Consider the following 18,066-nt stretch of genomic DNA (forward strand, 5'->3'; position numbering starts at 1 on the left):
GAATAAGGCCGGCGATCTTATCAAAAGGGCTGCCGACCGCCCGCCAACCGGTCTGCCCCCGGTCTTACAGCGCCGACCGCCCCGGCCGTATAGAATGCACGGCTACACGGACGCAAGCCCTTCAATGTCCTCAGATTCGATGCCGCCAGAAGCCGCCGCCCCGCTCGTTACGCGCTTTGCCCCCAGCCCCACCGGGTACCTGCATTTGGGCAACGCGCGCACCGCGCTGCTCAGTTTCCTCGCCGCCCGCAAGGGCGGCGGGCGCTTCATCCTGCGTGTCGAGGACACCGACGAGGAGCGCTCCAACGACGATTTCATGACCGCCCTGTTCGCGGACCTGAAATGGCTGGGTATCGATTGGGACGAAGGCCCGGACATCGGCGGCCCGCACAGGATCTACCGCCAGCAGCAGCGCCGCGCCATTTATGAAGAGTGGCTGGCGCGCCTGGACTCGGCGGGGCTGACCTATCCCTGCTTCTGCACGCCCGCCGAGCTGAACATTTCTCGCAAGCGCCAGCTCGCCGCCGGTCAGCCGCCGCGCTATGCCGGCACCTGCCGGAATCTCACGACGGAAGAGCGCGCCGACCGACTGGTTCGCGGCCTGCCCGCGGCTCTGCGATTCCGCGTGCCGGAGGGGCAGGTCGTGTCGTTCGTGGATGTGGTTCACGGCGAGCAGCGTTTCAACAGCAGCGACATCGGCGATTTCATCATCCGTCGCACCGACGGCAGCACCGCGTTCTTTTTCTCGAATGCGGTGGACGATGCGTTGATGGGCGTGACACTGGTCCTGCGTGGCGACGACCACATGACGAACACGCCGCGTCAGATCCTGATTCTGCAGGCGCTGGGGCTGCGAATTCCTCAGTACGCGCACGTGGCGCTGCTGCTCGGCATGGACGGCGCGCCGCTGTCCAAGCGTCATGGCGATACGAGTTTGCGAGACCTGCGCGAGCGCGGTTATTTGCCGGGCGCGTTGCGCAATCATTTGGTGCGACTCGGTCACTCTTGCGTCAGCGATGGCTGGCTGGACGACGCCGCTCTGATCGCGGAGTTCGACTTGAATCGCCTGGGCCGCGCCGCCGCCAAGTTCGACGAAGCGCAGCTGCGTCACTGGCAGAAAGAAGCCGTCGCGCATCTGTCGACGGACCAGTTCGTGAAATGGATCGCTGCCGGGCTGCCGGCCGGTCTCGATCCGCAGCAGCAGGTGCAGTTCGTCAACGTCGTGCGCGCGAATATCGAGCTGCCGTCCGATGCGAAGGCCTGGGCGAAGGTCGTGTTCGGCAAGCTCGATGAGTTCGAGCCTGCGGCGCTCGCGGCGATTCGCGAGGCGGGCGAGGGCTTTTTCACCGAGGCACTGAAAGTCATCGGTCACCCGGGCTCGGAATTCAAACAGGCCGTGAAGGCGCTGGGGCAGGCCGCGGGCAAGAAAGGCCCGGCGTTGTTCATGCCTCTGCGCGCCGCGCTGACCGGCTTTACCCACGGGCCGGAACTGGCGCCCATGCTCGCGTTGCTGCCATTCGCCGAGGTGCAGGCGCGGCTCGAGCATGCCCGCCGGCTCGCGGTCTGACACAATCGGTTTATGCAGATATTCAATTCACTGACCGGTCGCAAGGAAGCGTTCCGCTCGTTGCAGGACGGCGTGGTCCGCATGTATGTGTGCGGCGATACGGTTTATGACTTCTGCCACATCGGTCATGCGCGCTCGAAAGTCGCGTTCGACGTGGTCCGTCGATACCTCGAGTACCGAGGTAACAAAGTGGTGTTCGTCCGAAACATCACGGACATCGACGACAAGATCATCCATCGGGCCAACGAGAACGGCGAGTCCATCCACTCGCTGACCGAGCGCTTCATCAAATTCATGCACGAGGACTACGACCGCCTCGGCATCCTGCGCCCGACCCACGAGCCCAAGGCCACCGAGCACATTGCCGGCATCATCAAGATGACCCGGCAGCTCATCGACAAGGGCTACGCCTACGTCGCGAGCAATGGCGACGTGTTGTACTCGGTGTCGAAGTTCGCGCCGTACGGCAAACTGTCGGGCCGGAATCTGGAAGACATGCGTGCCGGTGCGCGTGTGGCGGTCGATGAGGCGAAGCACGACCCTGCGGACTTCGTGCTGTGGAAGCGGGCGAAGCCGGGCGAGCCATTCTGGCCCTCGCCTTGGGGGGATGGCCGGCCGGGCTGGCACATCGAATGCTCCGCGATGTCGCTCGATCTGCTCGGCTCGCGCTTCGACATCCACGGCGGCGGCATGGACCTGAAGTTCCCGCACCACGAGAACGAAATCGCGCAGTCGTGCGCGGCGACGGACGATACATTCGCGCAGGTCTGGATGCACAACGGCTTCGTGAATGTCGACGACGAGAAGATGTCGAAGTCGCTGAACAATTTCTTCCGGATTCGAGATGTGCTCGATTCGGGGAAGCTGCGCGACCCGGAAGTGCTGCGGTTCTTCCTCGTGTCGAGTCAGTACCGCGGGCCGATCAATTATTCGCTCGTTCAGATCGAGCAGGCGGATGCGGCGTTGGGGCGGCTCTACACGGCGCTTCGTGATGTGACGCCGTCGAGCAGCTTCGAGCCTGGCGAGGCGACGCGGCGGTTCGAAGCGGCGATGGATGATGACTTCAACACGCCGGATGCGATCGCTGCACTACAAACATTGGCGACCGAGATCAATCGCGCGAAGAGCGCAGGCGACACCGCTGCCGCGGGCGCCCTGGCGGCGGAGCTCAAGAAGCTTGCGGATGTGCTGGGGCTGTTGAAGCTTTCGCCCGAGGCGTTCTTGCAGAAGGGAGTTGGCGCTTCGTCGCTGAGCGATGCGGATATCGAGCGGCTCATCGGTGAGCGTAAAGCGGCGCGCGCCGGGCGTAATTTCAAAGAGGCGGATCGGGTCCGGCAACAATTGTCGGATGCTGGCATCGTTCTCGAAGACAAGCCGGACGGCACGACGACCTGGCGTCGGAGCTGAGGCGCCTGCGAGCGGCGCTGCAGGCAGGATGCCCATCCTGCGGTTGAGACGCTCCTGGCTTCGTGCTGTCATGGATGGATGGCCGATGCTGGAGATTGACAGCCATGGCTCGATTGTTGTCGGTGAATGTCGGCCTGCCGCGCGATATCCAGTGGCAGGGGCGGACCGTGCACACGGGCATCTGGAAGCAAGCCGTGCCGGGACGCTGCCAGGCCCGTCGCTTGAATCTCGACGGCGATGGTCAAGGCGACCTGGCTGGGCACGGGGGCGAGCAGCGCGCCGTCTTCGTGTATCAAATCGAATCCTATCGTCACTGGCAGGAACGGCTGCTCAGGTCCGACTTCGTCTACGGACAATTCGGTGAGAACTTTACGGTCGAAGGATTGGCCGACGACCAGGTCTGCATCGGCGACCGCTACCAGATCGGCGGGGCGTTGTTCGAGGTCACCCAGCCTCGCGTCACTTGTTATCGCGTCGGCATTCGCTTGAACGAGCCGCGCATGCCTGCCCTGCTCACATCGAGCAACAAGCCCGGATTCTATTGCCGTGTTCTGCGCGAAGGCGACGTTGGCGCGGGCGATGGGATCGTCAAAGTGGGCGAAGCGAACGAGCGCATGACGGTCGCCGAGATCAACGCGCTTCTCTACTCCCCAGGCCACGCACGCGAATCGCTGGAGCGAGCGCTGCGGATCGAGGCGCTCTCGCCCGGGTGGCGCTCGTCGTTCGAAGCATTACTGAGGAACCCACGCAACGGTAACGCGGGGCTCGCGCCCGAAGCGGCGGCGCATCCAGCGGCACCGGGCTTTCGTTCTCTGAGGGTCACCGCCATCGATCAAGAGTCGACGGATGTGATCTCGCTGAGCCTGCAGAGCACGACCGATCAGCCGCTGGTGCCGGCGATGCCGGGTCAATACGTGGTCGTTCGTCTGCCACTGGCTCAGGGCGGCGCGCCGCTGTTTCGCAGTTATTCGCTCTCGGGGCCGCAGTCGACGCAGCGTTACCGAATCAGTGTGAAGATCGAGCCGAACGGCCGCGCTGGCGCGTATCTGCAGCAGCAGCTGCGGTTGCACGACACAGTCGATGTCAGTTCGCCCCGAGGTAGCTTCGTTCTGCAGTCGGGAGAGCGGCCGGTTGTGCTGCTCAGCGCGGGGATCGGGGCGACGCCGGTGCTGGCGATGTTGTCCGCCATGTCGGCCGCGCAAGCGAAGAGACGAGTCTGGTGGCTGCATTCGGCGCGCGATGGCGCGCACGATCCGTTCGCTGCCGAAGTTCGCCGTCTGATGCTCACGCTTGGTCAGGGGCGCAGTTATGTTTGTTATAGCCGACCCGGTGCCAACGATCGGCTCGGTCAAGACTTCGACGGGGCCGGTCGCCTCTCCCGCGCCACGCTGGACGCCGTCGGTTTGCCCCGCGATGCCGATGTTTATTTGTGCGGGCCGAATCCGTTCATGGCCGACATGAAAGAAATACTCGCGACCCTGGGATTCTCCCCGAGTCAGGTGCATGTCGAGATTTTCAACGGCAGTGAATCGATGATGCCGGGCGTGGTCGGTTCGGCGCCGCGCGTGCCGCACCGGCCTGCGAACGATACTGAGACGGGGGCGTTGGTTTCATTCGCACGCAGTGGCATCGCCGCCCATTGGAATCCCTCGGCGTATCGAAGCATTCTCGAACTGGCGGAGGCGTGCGACGTTCCGGTACGTTGGTCTTGCCGGGCCGGGGTATGCCACAGCTGCGAGAGCGGTTTGGTTTCGGGGTCCGTCTCCTATGCACCTGATCCCCTGGACGCGCCCGCCGCGGGCAACCTCCTGGTCTGTTGCTCGCAGCCCACAGGCGAGGTGGTCGTCGACCTCTAAAAATTCCCCCTTGAAGCCCTCCCACCCGTCCCTAGATAGGGCTTAGCGGTCGCTGAAATCTTCGGGACCGCCGGATGTTTCCATTTCGCTCATCGAGGATATGGCCATGAGAACTGCATTTGATTTCTCCCCCTTGTTCCGTTCCACCGTCGGTTTCGACCGCATCTTCGATCTGCTGGACAACGCCCAGCGCGTTTCCACGATCGACAATTGGCCCCCGTACGACATCGTCAAGACCGGCGAGGATCAGTATCGCGTCACGCTCGCCGTGGCGGGTTTCGGTGAGAGCGAGTTGAATATCACCCAGGACCGCAACCTGTTGCTGGTCAGCGGTGAGAAGGCCGCCGCCGAGGACTCTCAGTATCTGCATCGTGGCATCGCCGGACGTTCGTTCCAGCGCCGCTTCGAGCTCGCGGATCACGTGCGTGTCGCCGGTGCCAATCTCGCCAATGGCCTGCTGACCATCGACCTGAAGCGTGAGATCCCGGAGGCGATGAAGCCCCGCCGGATCGACATCAAGGCCGATCTCAGCCTGCCGCAGGCCGCTGCGCCGAAGATCGAGTCGGGCGTCAAAGCCGCCTGAGCTCGCGCCTTAGCTGGCAAGTAATGCCGGAACGCCGGGGCGGTGCTGCCGCCTCGGCGCCTGGCGTTTTTCTTCCGCCAGGCAATCGTCGAACGCCGAGCTCATGTACTGATAGCTCTTCACGATCGCCGATCTCACATTCGCAATTTCCCGCGCCTGCGGCTGATGGCCCAGCAGCGTTGCGATGATCTCCAGCGCTTCCCACGGATGCGTGTCGTCGTAGTGCGCGTGGACGCGCAGCCATTTCATCGCTTGCTTGCGCACGTCGTTCGCAAAGCCGTTCTCGTACGTCGACGAGCTGCATACGAACGCCGCCCATTCCCCGGTGGTCCCTTCGATCGCAAAGTTCGTCGCCGCCATCGCGACGGCCAGCGGGTCGCGCTCGCAGGTGTGCCAGCACCAGTGACTCAACGCATCCGCTGAATTGGAGCGCCACCCCGAGAGCAGAGCGTCGCGGCTCAGTCCGTGACCCTGTGACCAATCGATCCAATATTCGACATGATTCTGTTCCACTCGAATATTCCGGATCAGATATTTCCGCGCCATCGTATGCCCCGCGCCCAGCCCGTACTGAACCTTGAGCAGGTTCATCGCCATGTACTGCGGGAACTGTTCGATGACCGGCCAGAAACTGGCCAGAAAACAGCGCATCGCCGCCGGCGACAGCACCCCCGCGTGCATCTGCTGAAAGATCTCGTGGGCGACGACCGTGTGTCGCGCGTCATCGCATTCCGCAACGATGTCCTGAAGCCACTCCGGATAACTCTCCAGTGCCATCAATGCGCCGGTTCTAACAAACTGACTTTCCATGTCGACACGCTCCTTGATGTCATCTCCATGACCGGAGCATGAGTGCCGCTCGTCCATCCGTGCGTGCGACGACATCGCACACGCACGGCGCGAGTGTACGTTGCGCATTGATTTGTCTTGCAGTTGCATCGATCGAAGCAATGCACACTACAGCGGTGACAGAGTTTGGATGTTGTACGTGAGGCAATATTGCACGGAGGTGTGTCCGGCCGGCGTCGTCGGAACTTGCCGAAAAACCATACGTTGCTCATCCATGCCATCGACATCGACCAACGAAGCACTCTGGATGAACACCTCGCTGCCGGAGTTTCCGGCCCTGCAGCGGGACATCGACGTCGACGTACTCGTCGTCGGCGCCGGGCTCACTGGTATCACCACGGCGTATCTGCTGGGACAGGAGGGCGTGCGGGTCGCATTGATCGATCGCGAAAAAGTTGCCAGTGCGGACACGGCACGCACGACGGCGCACCTCACCTATGTGACTGACGAACGCCTACATCATTTGGTAAGTAAATTTGGCGCGGATGCCGCGCGTAAATTCTGGGAAGGCGGCCAGGTCGCCATCGACACGATCGAGCGCATCGCCGAGGAGACCGGGAACGATGCGGATTTCGTTCGCGCGCCGGGCTACCTCCATGCGCGCGTCGGCGAGGCGCTCGATCCCAAGATGGTTGAGTCTTTGCGCAAGGACGCCGAGCTGGCGCGGTCATTCGGCTTCGAGGCCACCTTCACCGAGATCGCGCCCTACAGCAACATGCCCGCCGTGCAATTCGCACAGCAAGCGAAGTTTCATCCTCGCAAATATCTCAAGGGATTGCTGACCGTCATCCAGCAGCAAGACGGCCTGGTGTTCGAGAACACCTCGTTCGAGTCGGTGGACGACGGCGACCCGATGACGGTGCATGCCAACGGCCGCAAGGTCCGCTGCAAGTATCTGGTCATCGCCACTCACAATCCGTTGATGGGCAAGAAGGGGGCGCTGACCGCCGGCCTGTTTCAAACAAAGCTGGCGCTCTACACCAGCTACGTGCTCGGCGCCCGCCTGCCTGAGAATGCTGTACCGGAAGGACTGTATTGGGACACGAACGATCCGTACGAATACCTGCGGGTCGATCAGCGCGACGGCCATCAATACGCCATCTTCGGTGGCGAGGACGTCAAGACCGGCCAGGAAGACGATTGCGAGCGGGTATTCGAAAGACTCACGCGGCGGCTGCGCCAGGTGCTTCCGCAGGCGCAGATCGAACGACGCTGGCTGGGTCAGGTTGTGGAAACAGATGATGGCATGCCGTTCATCGGCGAGAACGAGCAGCGCGAATTCATCGCGACCGGCTTTTGCGGCAACGGCTTCACGCTCGGCACGTTGAGCGCGCTCATGGCGCGGGACCGGTTCCTGGGCCGTGACAACCCGTGGTTCAGTCTGCTGGCCGTGAATCGCTCGCCCTTCCACGGCGGCGCATGGCGCTACGTGCAAGAGAACGTCGATTTCCCCTATTATTTCGTGCGCGATCGGCTGCGCCGGCCCGAGCTCGAGGCCCCCGACCAGGTGGCCAGGGGCGAGGGGCGGATTGTCAGCCATCAGGGCAAGAAGGTCGCGGCCTATCGCGACGAGTCCGGCAACCTGACCTTGTTGGCGCCTCAATGCACGCATCTGAAATGTCTGGTGAAGTGGAACAGTGCCGACCGCACTTGGGATTGTCCTTGCCATGGCTCGCGCTTCCGCTCGACGGGCGAAGTGCTGGGTGGGCCGGCGGAACAACCCTTGAAGCGGCTCCATGAGCAGTAGAGCGGGCGACGAATACGACGTCATCGTCGTGGGTGCCGGTGCGGCCGGGCTGGCGGCAGCGGCGCATCTGAGCCGGAATGGCAAATCCGTTTGTATTCTCGAGGCGCGCGATCGCATTGGCGGTCGCATCCTCTCCGTTCGCCCGCGCGGCGCGGCGATGCCGCTGGAATTGGGGGCGGAGTTCATTCACGGCGAGTCGCCGACGATCTTCGAGCAGTTGCGCCTGGCTGGTGATCTAGCCGTCGACGCCGCGCAAACGCGGTACCGAGTGCCGCAGCCCGGGCACATGAAGCGCAGCGAAGACTTGTTCGAGACCATGAAGGAGCGGCTGCAAAGCATTCCCAAGCCGCGTGCGGATCTGCCGTTCGCCGACTTTCTGCAGAAACATCAAAAGCGCTTGTCGCCGACGGTGCGGGCGTTCGCGACCATGCTGGTCGAGGGCTTCGATGCAGCCGATCCGGCGCGGGCCAGTGCCATCGAAATATTGAAAGAATGGGGTGGCGGAAGCGCGGCGGATGCACCGACGTTTCGACCGCAGCGAGGTTATGGCGCGTTGATGGATTCGCTGGCGGGAAGTATCGATCCCGCGAAGAGCTGTCTGCAGCTGGAATGCGCGGTGAATGAGGTTCGTTGGCGCAAGGGCGAAGTCATCGTCGGGTTCACCCGGCACGGCGAGCCGGGGTCAGTGCGAGCGGCGCAGGCGATCGTTACCTTGCCGCTGTCGGTGATGCAGTTGCCCGCGCTGACGCCGGGGAGCGTGTTGTTTTCGCCGGCGTTGCCGAAGAAACAGTTGCCATTGTCGCGGTTATTGATGGGGCCGGTGGTGAAGTTGGTGCTGTGTTTCTCCCGGCCATTCTGGTCGGAGATCGACGATGGGATGCATCGTGACGTGGCGTTCTTCCATGCGACCGGGGCGCCGTTTCCGACGTTCTGGACGACGCTGCCCGTGCGCGCGCCGGTGCTCACTGCCTGGACGGGCGGGCCGAATGCGGCGAAGCTGGTTACGCGCAGCACGGATGAAGTGTTGAGGCCGGCATTGGCGAGTGTTACGGAGATATTCGGTAAGCGTCGCGATTATCGGAAGATGCTCGAGGCGGTGTATTGGCACGACTGGCAGAGCGATCCTTACTCATGTGGCGCGTACAGTTATGCGGGCGTGGGCGGCGGCCCGGCCAGGAAACAACTGGCGAAGTCGGTGGAGCAGACGTTGTTTTTTGCCGGCGAGGCGTTGGATGAACTGGAGTCCTCCAGCGTGGGCGGGGCGCTCAATACCGGGCAGCGGGCGGCGAAGGAGTTACTGCAGGGCTGATAACGCAGCAACATGGTTTATTGAATCGCGCCGCGCCGGTTCGATCCCAGCCCCGATCGGCGCTCGCCGTCCGTTCCGAACCGGCGAAAAAGCGGTGGTTGCGTTATTTGCCGTCCTAAGCTTCATCCTCCTCGTCCTCGCTGCGCCGGTTGGTAAACCTCGCATTTCCCAATCCGGTGCCGATCGTGAGCACGCCCCAATGCTCATAGTCCCTCATGCTCGGCACTTCACTGAGCCCCTGCACGACCGCGTCGTTATGCATCACGATCACCGTTTCGTGATCGCCGATCTTGGGAATGGCGGCGACCAGTTTCTCGGGCAGATTGAAGCTCTTGTGTTCCCAGTCGCCCGGCAGGTTCTGTCCGCCGCGCTCGATCGAGCCGTCCGGGCGAATCACGCCCGGGCAGCCGATGCCGATGAACGGCGCGAGATTCGCGCCATCTTTCTCGGCGCGCTTGATCAACCCGACCAGCATGTCGATGAGCCGCTGCACGGCGTCCTCGCGCTCCGGCTCATCCTCGCGATGCCGCCACAGCTCGAAGTGTCCGACCTCGGCCTGGGAAAGGTCGGCGTTCTTCTTGCGTCGAAGGTTCACGATGCCGGCGCGGATGTTGGTGCCGCCGATGTCGACGGCGAGGATGCTGTCGTGTCCCGACAGGATCCAGGACGGCACCAGTTGAATGCAACCGATCAAGCCCGCGTGATCGGAGTGACTGCGGATCGGTTTGATATCCAGGTCGATGCCGTCCGCCTTGAGCAGCACCGAGGTGCGGCCGATCGCCAGCTCGCCGATACGACTGGTGCGCAGGCCGCCGCCGACCACGATAGCTTCGGTGTCCTTCCAATCCTTGAGCTTCAGAAAACGGCGAATGACCTGCGCGAACTCCTGCGCGAATTCTTCGATCGCGCCATGAATCACACCGGCGGCCTCGGCGTCGCCTTCGGTGAGCATCTTGTCCAGTTCTTTCTTGCTGATCTGCTCGCTCGGCTCATCGCCCAGCGGGTCGTCGCCAGCACGGCTCACGCGATCGCGCCAGTCATCGAGGATGGCCTGGAAGGCGCGGCGGCTGGCGCGGTCGCCCAGGAAGCCGTCGGGGCTGCGCGTCTCCGCGTTGTACGCGTCCACGGTCACCATGCTCAGCACCTTGCCACCATGAGCGAGCAGGGGCGAGGGCGTGTCGTCGGTTTTCTTCGCGGTTTTCTTGGCCATCCAGTAATACTCGAACCACCTCGTGTAAAAACACGCGGCACGGCATTACGTTCCGTCGAAGTTGCTACTACACGCCGATTCGCGTGCCTTGATCCGGCAGGTTGCTGAGCTTGGTGGCCAGTTCGAAGCGCAGCCCCTCCGGCGCGTAGCACATGCTGACCTTGCCGCCAAAGTCTTCGGCCAGTACTTGTTCGATGAGCCGGCTGCCAAAACCGCGTCGCTCCGGCGGCGAGACGCGGGGCCCGCCGGTTTCGAGCCAATGCAGGCGCAGGCATTTGTCGCCATCGATTGGCTCGAGGTTCCATCGGACGGTGACTTCGCCACCGGCCGCGGACAGCGCGCCATATTTCATCGAGTTGGTGGCGAGCTCGTGAATCGCCATGCTCAGCGACAGCGCCTGGCGCGCGGACAGATTGACGGGCGGCCCCTGTGCGCATATTTCACCCGGCGCCATGCTGTGGGGAATCAGTGCGCCTTCGATGATCGCGGCCATCGGCGCGCTGATCCAGCTCGACTGCGTGAGCACCATGTGCGCCTGGCCCAGCGCCTTGAGCCGACGACCGAAAGTGATGCGCGCCTCGTCGAGCGAACTGGCGGCGCGAAATGTTTGATCGCAAATCGAGTTGACGATGGCGAGCGTGTTCTGGATGCGATGAGCCAGTTCCGCGTTGATCAGTTTTTCCTGTTGTTGCGCCTGCACCTTGGGCGTCGTTTCGATCACCGTGTCCAGCATGCCGGCAATGCGTCCATCGTCGTCGCGAATCGGGCTGTAGCAGAACGTGAAATAGGCCTGCTCGGGTCGATCGTGACGTTCGACGATCAAAGGATAGTCCTCGATGAACGTCGGCTCGCCCGCATAGGCACGCACCACCAGCGGTTCGAGCATGTGCCACGCTTCCGCCCATACCTCCTGAAACGATCGGCCGATGGCCAGCGGCTTTTTGCCCAGGATGGGTAGAAATGCGTCGTTGTGAATCGAGATGCGCTGTGGACCCCACAACAGGCATTGCGGAAACGCCGAATCCAGGATCGCGCCCACCATGGTCCGCAGCGAATGCGACCAGCCACTGATCGGTCCGAGCGGATTGTTGGCCCAGTCGAGGCGACGTACCGCTTGTCCGCAAGCGCTGTGACCCAGGAATAGATGCAGGGCATCCGTCGTCGTCATGCGCACCGTCCTGAGAACGCGAGAGGAGGTGTCGTTTGGAATAGAGCGGTGCTCTTGCGCCCTGAATTCCGAGCCGCGGGCTTTTGTTCCCCTTCTTGCCGTTTAACCGTCACGAACCGTCAAATGACTGACCTGGTCCGGCGATGGTCCCGAGCGCGCCACAAGTCACCGCCGGGGTTCATCATGAGGCAAGGACCCGATCGATGAGAGCGTCCGGCAATTGCCACGCGCGCAGTGTATTTACGTCGACTGAGGTACTTTCCTGGATCGTCGTCGGGGTGCGCGAGAAGCGGGGCGCCGGCGCGGGTTGAACGATTCCGGAATGAGTGACGAAGGTGCCTCGGGCGACGTTATGCGGGTGATCGATGGCTTCGCTCATGGGCAGCACCGGCGCGAAGCACGCATCGCTGTTCTCCAGCAGCGCGCACCAATGGGCCTGCGGCTGGCTCTGAAAGATTTTCTCGAAGCGCGCACGCATTTCCGGCCAGCAGGCCGGGTTCCAATGATCGGGATAATCGCTGATCGGAATGCTCAGCTTGTTGAGTAGCACAGCGAAGAACTGAATCTCCAGCGCGCCCACGCAAATCCATTTGTCATCGGCACAGCGATAGGTGTCGTAGAAGGGCGCGCCCCCGTCGAGCAGATTCGCATGTCGCTGCTCGAGCCAATTGCCGCCCGCGCGCATCGCGAACATCATGCTCATCAGCGACGCGGCACCGTCCGTCATCGCGCAGTCGACAACTTGCCCGACGCCGGTACTCCGCGCATTCAACAAAGCTGCGAGTACACCCATCGCGAGATACAACGCGCCGCCTCCGAAGTCACCGACCAGATTCAGCGGCGGCGTCGGTTTCTCCGCGCTACCGACCGAATGCAGCGCGCCGGACAGCGCGATATAGTTGATGTCGTGGCCAGCGGTGTGCGCGTTCGGCCCGTATTGTCCCCAGCCCGTCATGCGTCCATAAACCAGCTTGGGATTTTCCTGCAGCAGCACGTCCGGCCCGAGGCCGAGCTTTTCCAGGACACCGGGACGGAAACCTTCGATCAGCACGTCGGCGTTTTTCGCCAAGGCGCGGCAGATTTCGACACCGACGCTTTGTTTCAAATCCACGGTCAGCACGCTGCGGCCGCGGTCGAGAATCGCGTCGAACGGTTGAGCCGGTGCGTTGGGACGCGAGATGCGAATGACTTGGGCGCCGAGATCGGAGAGCAGCATGCCGCAGAAGGGCGCTGGGCCCAGGCCTGCGAATTCCAGCACGCGCACGCCATGCAACGGACCGTTTGCAGTTGCGCGCGTGATCGCTGCGGACGATTTCATTGGTTCGGTCGAATTCATCGGGCACCGTCGGAGACAATGCCGAAAATTCTAGTCCAGAGCGTGGCATCGCGTACAACTTCAGCGCGCTTGCAGGAGCGCGCGGCGCCGGGTTTCGCGCCAAGGTTGATTTCTACAGTCCGCCATCGACTAACATAAGCCCAATCAATCATTTGATCTGAAAACGACCATGGCAGAGCGATCCACCAACGTGGCCCGGCGTCCGCGTCGGAAACGCGATCCCGAAGCGACCCGCGAGGCGATTCTGGCAGCGGCGCGCGGCGTGCTCGCCCAGGACGGCAAGGAAGGCTTGAGCGTGGCGCAAGTGGCGCAGCTCGCGGGCGTCAATCGGGGCACCGCGTATCAACATTTCCAGACCCGCGAACAGCTCATCGAAGCGACCGCCGCCTGGGTCGCGGAGAAGCTGAATCAGGCCGCCTTCGGCGATCCGGCGACCACACACGACACGTCGGTCGATGCCCTGGTGGAAAAAGTCATGGGCGGGCTGTCCGAGTTCGCGATGGAGAATCCCGAGCTCGGCCGCGTCTGGCTGTACGAGCTGCTGAGCTCGGCGCGTCCCTCCGGCGATCAGTTCTGGCGCCAGTACAAGGAGCAGATGGAGCGCTTCACGCACACCGATTTCGCCCGTCCCGGCATCGACGTGGAAGTGCATTCGGTGGTGATGCTGGCCGGCACCTTCCTGTGGCCGGTATGGGTTCGCGCCCATGCCCGGACCGCCAAGGAGCGCAAGGAAATGACCGAGCGCTTCACCCGGGAGATGCTGCGCCTGTCCCTACAAGGCACGCTGCGCCCGGAAAAATTCCCCGAGCTGGACGCCAAGGTCGGCGGCAAAAAGCGCAAGTAATACGATTTGAGGCGTCAGCGACCCTGGCGCCACACGTCAGTCCCATACCTCCGATTGCATAATCAATAGCACTCGACTTGCAGCGTCGCCCTCATCTGGCTACGGCCGGCCAGAGAAACGCAAACTGTCCGCAGTGCCCTTTCTTCAAAGTTTGGTGTTGTCCGTGCAGAACACCGGGCGACGCTTCTCCTGCATGGCCTTGACCGCCTCACGGTGATCGGCGGAGCGCGCCGTCACCGACTCGTAAGCAATGCCAGCATCCATGACCGCGGTCGCGACCCGTTTCAACTCGAGATTCATCAACACTTTGGTCCAGCGAATGGCCTGCATGGAGCCGTGCTTCATGCGGTTGCAGAAGGCTGTGACCGCGTCGTCCAGTTGAGAGGGAGTGACGCAGTGGTTGATGAGACCGATCTCCGCCGCGTGCTTCGCCGTCAGCGGCTCGCCGGTCAACAGATATTCCTTCGCGCGGCCCAGGCCGATCCGCTGCGCCCAGATCGCCGCGCCACCGTCGCCGGCCACCAGGCCGACGCACACGTGCGGGTCGCCGATCTTCGCGCCATCGTGAGCAATGACTACATCGCAAAGTAACGCGAGCGTCGCGCCGAGCCCGATGGCATGGCCGTTCATTCGACACACCAGCGGCTTGTCCAGGTCCAGCATGGCGAACACGATGCGTTTGGCGATGCGTGCCTCGTGATCGAACAGCTCGGGCCTGGCGGCATTGCGCGCCAGATGTTCGATGTCGCCGCCGGCGCAGAAGGCGCGGCCGGCGCCGGTCAGCACGACAATATCGGAATCCGTGTCGGTCGCCGCGAAGTTGAACGCGTCCGCCAGCTCGTCATGCATCTGCAGGTTGACGGCATTCAGCACGTCGGGACGATTCAGGGTAATGGTCAGCACTCGATCCTTGTGTGTCAGTGTCAAAGTGCTATAGCTGCGCACAGTCGGTCACCCCTTGTCTGGATCGAATCAGAATCTCGCCCGGATCGAAACGCCCGCGGTCGCCGGAGCACCCCAACCGCGCCGATGCCGGTCGCGTTGGCCTGGGCCATGCTGCGGTACCCCTCGTCGGTTACGTTATCACCGTACACGGCGAAGGTGTACCGGTTCGATGGATCGGTCCATTCCGCGCGCAGCGAGAGCAACTGCTAGCCGTCCTGGGCAAACCGCACGCCGATACTGCCGCTGAAGTCCGGCGAATTCTGCATCCTGAAGCCGCTCGAATCGTTCGGCACGTTCACGAACAAGCCATAGCCGAAGCCGCACAGCACGGGGTGCAGCGGATGAAGCGGATCAGAATGTAAGCATCTACGCGGTGGTTCCGTCACTCCCCGACAGAGCGTTGAATCTGATCGTGAAGATCAGCGCGGGCCCTTCGGCAAGCCGAGCACGCGCTCCGCAATGATGTTTCGTTGAATTTCGGCGGTGCCGCCAGCGATCGTTTCCGAGAACGCGTCCAGATAGTCGTGACCCCAGCCGTGCATGCCGGCGACTTCCGGCGCTTCGATGCCGTAGAGATCGATGGCCGCCGCCGTTACGCGTTGTGAGAACTCGGCGAAGCTCAACCGGATCATCGAACCGCTCGCGTCGGGGACGCCGTTCTCTGAGTCGAGCGCGAATCGATACGTCATGGCGCGGATCGATTGGCCCTCGGCTCTCAGGCGACCCAAGCGCAGACGCAGCTCCGATCGATGCGCGGGGCAAGCAGCGAGCAGGTGCTCCACTTTGATCGTGAGGCCGATCAACAGCGCCAGGCCCGCGGTGCCACGTTCGAAGCTGAGCGTCGACATCGCAGTGGCCCAACCATTGTTCACGCCACCAACGACGTTAGCAAGCGGCACGCGCACCGAGTCGTAGAACACTTCGCAGTACTTGTGCGGGCCCGCCATCGTGCGAATCGGACGTACAGTGATGCCGGGGAGATTCATGGGGCAGATCACCCAAGTCAGTGCCGCTGAAGTCCTGGCGCTCGGATCGGTGCGGATCAACAGTTCCTGCCAGTCGGCGATGTCGGCGAAGCTCGACCAGATCTTGTGACCGTCGATGATCAGCGAGTCGCCCTCGACCCGGCCGCGCGTGCGCACGCTCGCCAGATCCGAGCCGGCGCCGGGTTCGGAAAAGCCCTGGCACCAGAGGACTTCGCCCGCAAGAATCTTCGGCAGATGGAACGCTTTCTGCTCCGGGCTGCCGCAGGCGATCAACGTCGGGCCCGCGTGATTCAGGGCGACGAACGAGGCGTTGAGCGGCGAGGGCGCGCTGGCGCGTGCGTACTCTTCGAACCACACGATCTGTTCGAGCACCGACAATCCACGTCCGCCGACGTCCTTGGGCCAGGCGAGGCCGGCCCAGCCGCCTTGGGCCTGCTTGCGCTGCCAGGCGAGAACGTAGTCGCGCGATTCGGGACCGTCTTCAGGCGACGGCTGGTGAGGAACATTCGCTTCGAGCCAGGTGCGGGCCTCGCGTCGAAACGCGCCGATAGAGTCCTCGTTCGCGGAGTGCGTGCCCATCGTTCAATGGCTCTGCGCGAGCGTCGCGCGAATCTGATGTTTCAGGACTTTGCCGGCGTCGTTCTTGGGCAGCGCGTCCCAGAGGACCACTTGCTCGGGAAACTTGAACTTGGCGACGAGCTGCGCGTCCAGAAATTCTCCGAGGCTGGCGACCGTCGGCCCTGCCGTTCCCTTCGGTACGATCACTGCGCAGGCACGTTCGCCGGTGCGCGCGTCGGGCAGCCCGACGATGGCGACTTCCGCGATCTGCGGATGACCGATCAGGATGTCTTCCACTTCCTTGGGGGAAATGTTTTCGCCATTGCGAATGATGATGTCCTTGGCGCGACCCGTGACGACCAGATAATCCCCGTCCACCCACCGGCCGAGATCGCCGGTGCGGAAGTAGCCCTCGGCGTCGAAGGTGTCGTTCTCGTCCTCGGTATGCAGATAGCCGACCAGCATCTGCGGGCCGCGAGCATAGATCTCACCCTGGCCCGATGGTGCGGACGAATGATCGATGAGCTTGATCTGCGCGAAGCCCGCGCGACCGTCGGTGTCGGCGGCGTGCGCGACGTCGTTGCGATCGATCGAGCCAACCGTCGTCACAGGCACTTCTGACGAGCCATACACGCGCGAGACGATGGCACGTTCGAAATATTCCGACGCGTTCCGAATCAGCGCAGGTGGCACCGAAGCGCCACCGCAGATAAACACTTTCAAGCTGGGCACGCGAGTGCCTGCGCGTCGCGCTGCGGCGAGTATTTGTTCCAGGAACGGCGTTGCGCCGGCCATGTGGGTGCAGCCTTCGCGATCCATGAGCCGCACGGCCTCGTCGGCGTCCCAGCGCTCCATCAACACCGCCGTGGTACCGAGCAGCAGCGGGCCTTCGAATACATAGATCGAGCCGCCGATGTGACCGATGGGCGAGGGCACCAGAAACTTGTCACCCGGCGCCGCCAGCCAATGCTTGCGAAGCTGCTGAATCAGCGCATGCAACGTGTTGTGAGTGTGCATGACGCCTTTCGGCCGGCCGGTGGTACCCGAGGTGTAAAGGATCATTCGAACCGAGTCCGGATCGGGCGTCGGCAGCGATGCTGTCGACGCTGCCTGCTCGCGAAGCAACGACTCGTACGCGATGTGTCCGGCGGGCTCACCTCGTAACACGACGACATCGGGGGGCGATTCGATCTGGGCAGTCACTCGAGTCAACATGGTGGCGCATTCCTGCTGGCGGAAGCGCGCGGGCACGAAGATGATCCGGGTGCCGACATCCTTCAGGATGAATTGCAGCTCGCGATCGCGCAACGATGGCAGGATGGGATTCACGACCATGCCAGCCAGCGTCGCGGCGAGGTAGATGGTGGCGGCTTCGTGCCAGTTCGGCAGCATGAAGGAAATCACGCTGCCCGTCGGTGCTCGCGCCAGCATCGCATGCGCGAGTGCCGTCGCCTCGGCATGCAGCGTTTCACAATCGACGTGACGCTCGCCGTCGATCAGCAGGATTCGCTTTGGGGTTTGCCGGGCGGCTCGCTGAAGCGCGTCGGCGAGGGTCTCGCGGACCCATTGGCCGCGTGCATATGCCTGCGATGCCCGTTCATCGTCCCACCGGATCGACCGTCCGGCGACCAGTTTTCGCTGTGTGCTCAAATCTCTCGGCATCGTTGCGGCCTTTCGGAGCTTGCAATCCTACCGACCGCG

Annotated in this window: 15 protein-coding genes; 7 read left to right on the forward strand and 8 right to left on the reverse strand. The window is 63.0% G+C overall.

Annotated features, from left to right (window positions below):
- Positions 1–124: 124 nt before the first annotated feature.
- The 4 genes from gltX (at position 125) to EKO19_RS27280 (ending at position 5,413) form a co-directional block, all read left to right on the forward strand.
- Complete coding sequence (gltX, locus tag EKO19_RS27265; protein ID WP_217705629.1) at positions 125–1,567, forward strand: glutamate--tRNA ligase; 1,443 nt, start codon at positions 125–127, stop codon at positions 1,565–1,567.
- Positions 1,568–1,579: 12 nt separating this feature from the next.
- Entirely contained in the window at positions 1,580–2,974 is a 1,395-nt protein-coding gene (gene cysS, locus EKO19_RS27270; protein ID WP_129780558.1) for a cysteine--tRNA ligase, read from the forward strand.
- 104 nt (positions 2,975–3,078) lie between these two features.
- The gene (locus EKO19_RS27275; RefSeq protein ID WP_129780559.1) at positions 3,079–4,830 is read left to right on the forward strand and encodes an MOSC and FAD-binding oxidoreductase domain-containing protein; all 1,752 of its coding nucleotides are present in this window, start codon (positions 3,079–3,081) and stop codon (positions 4,828–4,830) included.
- A gap of 106 nt (positions 4,831–4,936) precedes the next feature.
- Positions 4,937–5,413 carry an Hsp20 family protein gene (locus EKO19_RS27280; RefSeq protein WP_129780560.1) on the forward strand — a complete coding sequence of 159 codons (477 nt, stop codon included), beginning with the start codon at positions 4,937–4,939 and terminating at the stop codon, positions 5,411–5,413.
- A 9-nt stretch (positions 5,414–5,422) separates the two neighbouring features.
- Here EKO19_RS27280 and EKO19_RS27285 read toward each other — a convergent pair whose 3' ends face one another.
- A complete protein-coding gene (locus tag EKO19_RS27285; protein ID WP_129780561.1) occupies positions 5,423–6,223 on the reverse strand; it encodes a TenA family transcriptional regulator in 801 nt (266 codons plus the stop codon).
- 253 nt (positions 6,224–6,476) lie between these two features.
- On the opposite strand from EKO19_RS27285, the gene EKO19_RS27290 reads away from it, so the two are divergent.
- Entirely contained in the window at positions 6,477–8,009 is a 1,533-nt protein-coding gene (locus EKO19_RS27290; protein WP_175597213.1) for an FAD-dependent oxidoreductase, read from the forward strand.
- Complete coding sequence (locus tag EKO19_RS27295; RefSeq protein WP_129780563.1) at positions 7,999–9,318, forward strand: flavin monoamine oxidase family protein; 1,320 nt, start codon at positions 7,999–8,001, stop codon at positions 9,316–9,318. Before EKO19_RS27290 ends, EKO19_RS27295 begins: the two co-directional genes overlap by 11 nt.
- Positions 9,319–9,433: 115 nt before the next feature.
- On the opposite strand, the gene EKO19_RS27300 is transcribed toward EKO19_RS27295, so the two are convergent.
- The 3 genes from EKO19_RS27300 to EKO19_RS27310 form a co-directional block, all read right to left on the reverse strand.
- A complete protein-coding gene (locus tag EKO19_RS27300) occupies positions 9,434–10,528 on the reverse strand; it encodes an ROK family protein (RefSeq protein WP_129780564.1) in 1,095 nt (364 codons plus the stop codon).
- A 67-nt stretch (positions 10,529–10,595) separates the two neighbouring features.
- Positions 10,596–11,696 (reverse strand): sensor histidine kinase, encoded by a 1,101-nt coding sequence (locus tag EKO19_RS27305; RefSeq protein WP_129780565.1) that lies wholly within the window; start codon positions 11,694–11,696, stop codon positions 10,596–10,598.
- Positions 11,697–11,877: 181 nt separating this feature from the next.
- Positions 11,878–13,014, reverse strand: a complete 1,137-nt coding sequence (locus EKO19_RS27310; protein WP_129780566.1) for a CaiB/BaiF CoA transferase family protein — start codon at positions 13,012–13,014, stop codon at positions 11,878–11,880.
- 187 nt (positions 13,015–13,201) lie between these two features.
- Here EKO19_RS27310 and EKO19_RS27315 point away from each other — a divergent pair, with 187 nt between their 5' ends.
- Positions 13,202–13,876: a TetR/AcrR family transcriptional regulator gene (locus tag EKO19_RS27315; protein WP_129780567.1), complete on the forward strand. Its 675-nt coding sequence runs from the start codon at positions 13,202–13,204 to the stop codon at positions 13,874–13,876.
- A 144-nt stretch (positions 13,877–14,020) separates the two neighbouring features.
- Here the strand turns inward: EKO19_RS27315 and EKO19_RS27320 are convergent, their stop codons facing one another.
- The 4 genes from EKO19_RS27320 to EKO19_RS27330 all read right to left on the reverse strand — a co-directional run bounded on the left by EKO19_RS27320 (position 14,021) and on the right by EKO19_RS27330 (position 18,027).
- A complete protein-coding gene (locus tag EKO19_RS27320; protein ID WP_217705630.1) occupies positions 14,021–14,779 on the reverse strand; it encodes an enoyl-CoA hydratase/isomerase family protein in 759 nt (252 codons plus the stop codon).
- A gap of 248 nt (positions 14,780–15,027) precedes the next feature.
- On the reverse strand, positions 15,028–15,150 hold the full coding sequence (locus EKO19_RS39580) for a hypothetical protein (RefSeq protein WP_281281116.1): 123 nt from the start codon (positions 15,148–15,150) through the stop codon (positions 15,028–15,030).
- 90 nt (positions 15,151–15,240) lie between these two features.
- Positions 15,241–16,386: an acyl-CoA dehydrogenase family protein gene (locus EKO19_RS27325; RefSeq protein WP_129780569.1), complete on the reverse strand. Its 1,146-nt coding sequence runs from the start codon at positions 16,384–16,386 to the stop codon at positions 15,241–15,243.
- A 3-nt stretch (positions 16,387–16,389) separates the two neighbouring features.
- Positions 16,390–18,027, reverse strand: coding sequence for an AMP-binding protein (locus EKO19_RS27330; RefSeq protein ID WP_129780570.1), 1,638 nt, complete (start codon positions 18,025–18,027; stop codon positions 16,390–16,392).
- Positions 18,028–18,066 lie beyond the last annotated feature (39 nt).

It is taken from the genome of Peristeroidobacter soli (assembly GCF_004138485.1).
GTDB classification, from domain to species: domain Bacteria; phylum Pseudomonadota; class Gammaproteobacteria; order Steroidobacterales; family Steroidobacteraceae; genus Steroidobacter; species Steroidobacter soli.

Excerpts from the sequence above, each read along its gene's own strand:
- gltX (WP_217705629.1), top strand. The coding sequence starts at position 125 with ATGTCCTCAGATTCGATGCCGCCAGAAGCCGCCGCCCCGCTCGTTACG.
- cysS (WP_129780558.1), top strand. The coding sequence starts at position 1,580 with ATGCAGATATTCAATTCACTGACCGGTCGCAAGGAAGCGTTCCGCTCG.
- EKO19_RS27275 (WP_129780559.1), top strand. The coding sequence starts at position 3,079 with ATGGCTCGATTGTTGTCGGTGAATGTCGGCCTGCCGCGCGATATCCAG.
- EKO19_RS27280 (WP_129780560.1), top strand. The coding sequence starts at position 4,937 with ATGAGAACTGCATTTGATTTCTCCCCCTTGTTCCGTTCCACCGTCGGT.
- EKO19_RS27285 (WP_129780561.1), bottom strand. The coding sequence starts at position 6,223 with ATGGAAAGTCAGTTTGTTAGAACCGGCGCATTGATGGCACTGGAGAGT.
- EKO19_RS27290 (WP_175597213.1), top strand. The coding sequence starts at position 6,477 with ATGCCATCGACATCGACCAACGAAGCACTCTGGATGAACACCTCGCTG.
- EKO19_RS27295 (WP_129780563.1), top strand. The coding sequence starts at position 7,999 with ATGAGCAGTAGAGCGGGCGACGAATACGACGTCATCGTCGTGGGTGCC.
- EKO19_RS27300 (WP_129780564.1), bottom strand. The coding sequence starts at position 10,528 with ATGGCCAAGAAAACCGCGAAGAAAACCGACGACACGCCCTCGCCCCTG.
- EKO19_RS27305 (WP_129780565.1), bottom strand. The coding sequence starts at position 11,696 with ATGACGACGACGGATGCCCTGCATCTATTCCTGGGTCACAGCGCTTGC.
- EKO19_RS27310 (WP_129780566.1), bottom strand. The coding sequence starts at position 13,014 with ATGAAATCGTCCGCAGCGATCACGCGCGCAACTGCAAACGGTCCGTTG.
- EKO19_RS27315 (WP_129780567.1), top strand. The coding sequence starts at position 13,202 with ATGGCAGAGCGATCCACCAACGTGGCCCGGCGTCCGCGTCGGAAACGC.
- EKO19_RS27325 (WP_129780569.1), bottom strand. The coding sequence starts at position 16,386 with ATGGGCACGCACTCCGCGAACGAGGACTCTATCGGCGCGTTTCGACGC.
- EKO19_RS27330 (WP_129780570.1), bottom strand. The coding sequence starts at position 18,027 with ATGCCGAGAGATTTGAGCACACAGCGAAAACTGGTCGCCGGACGGTCG.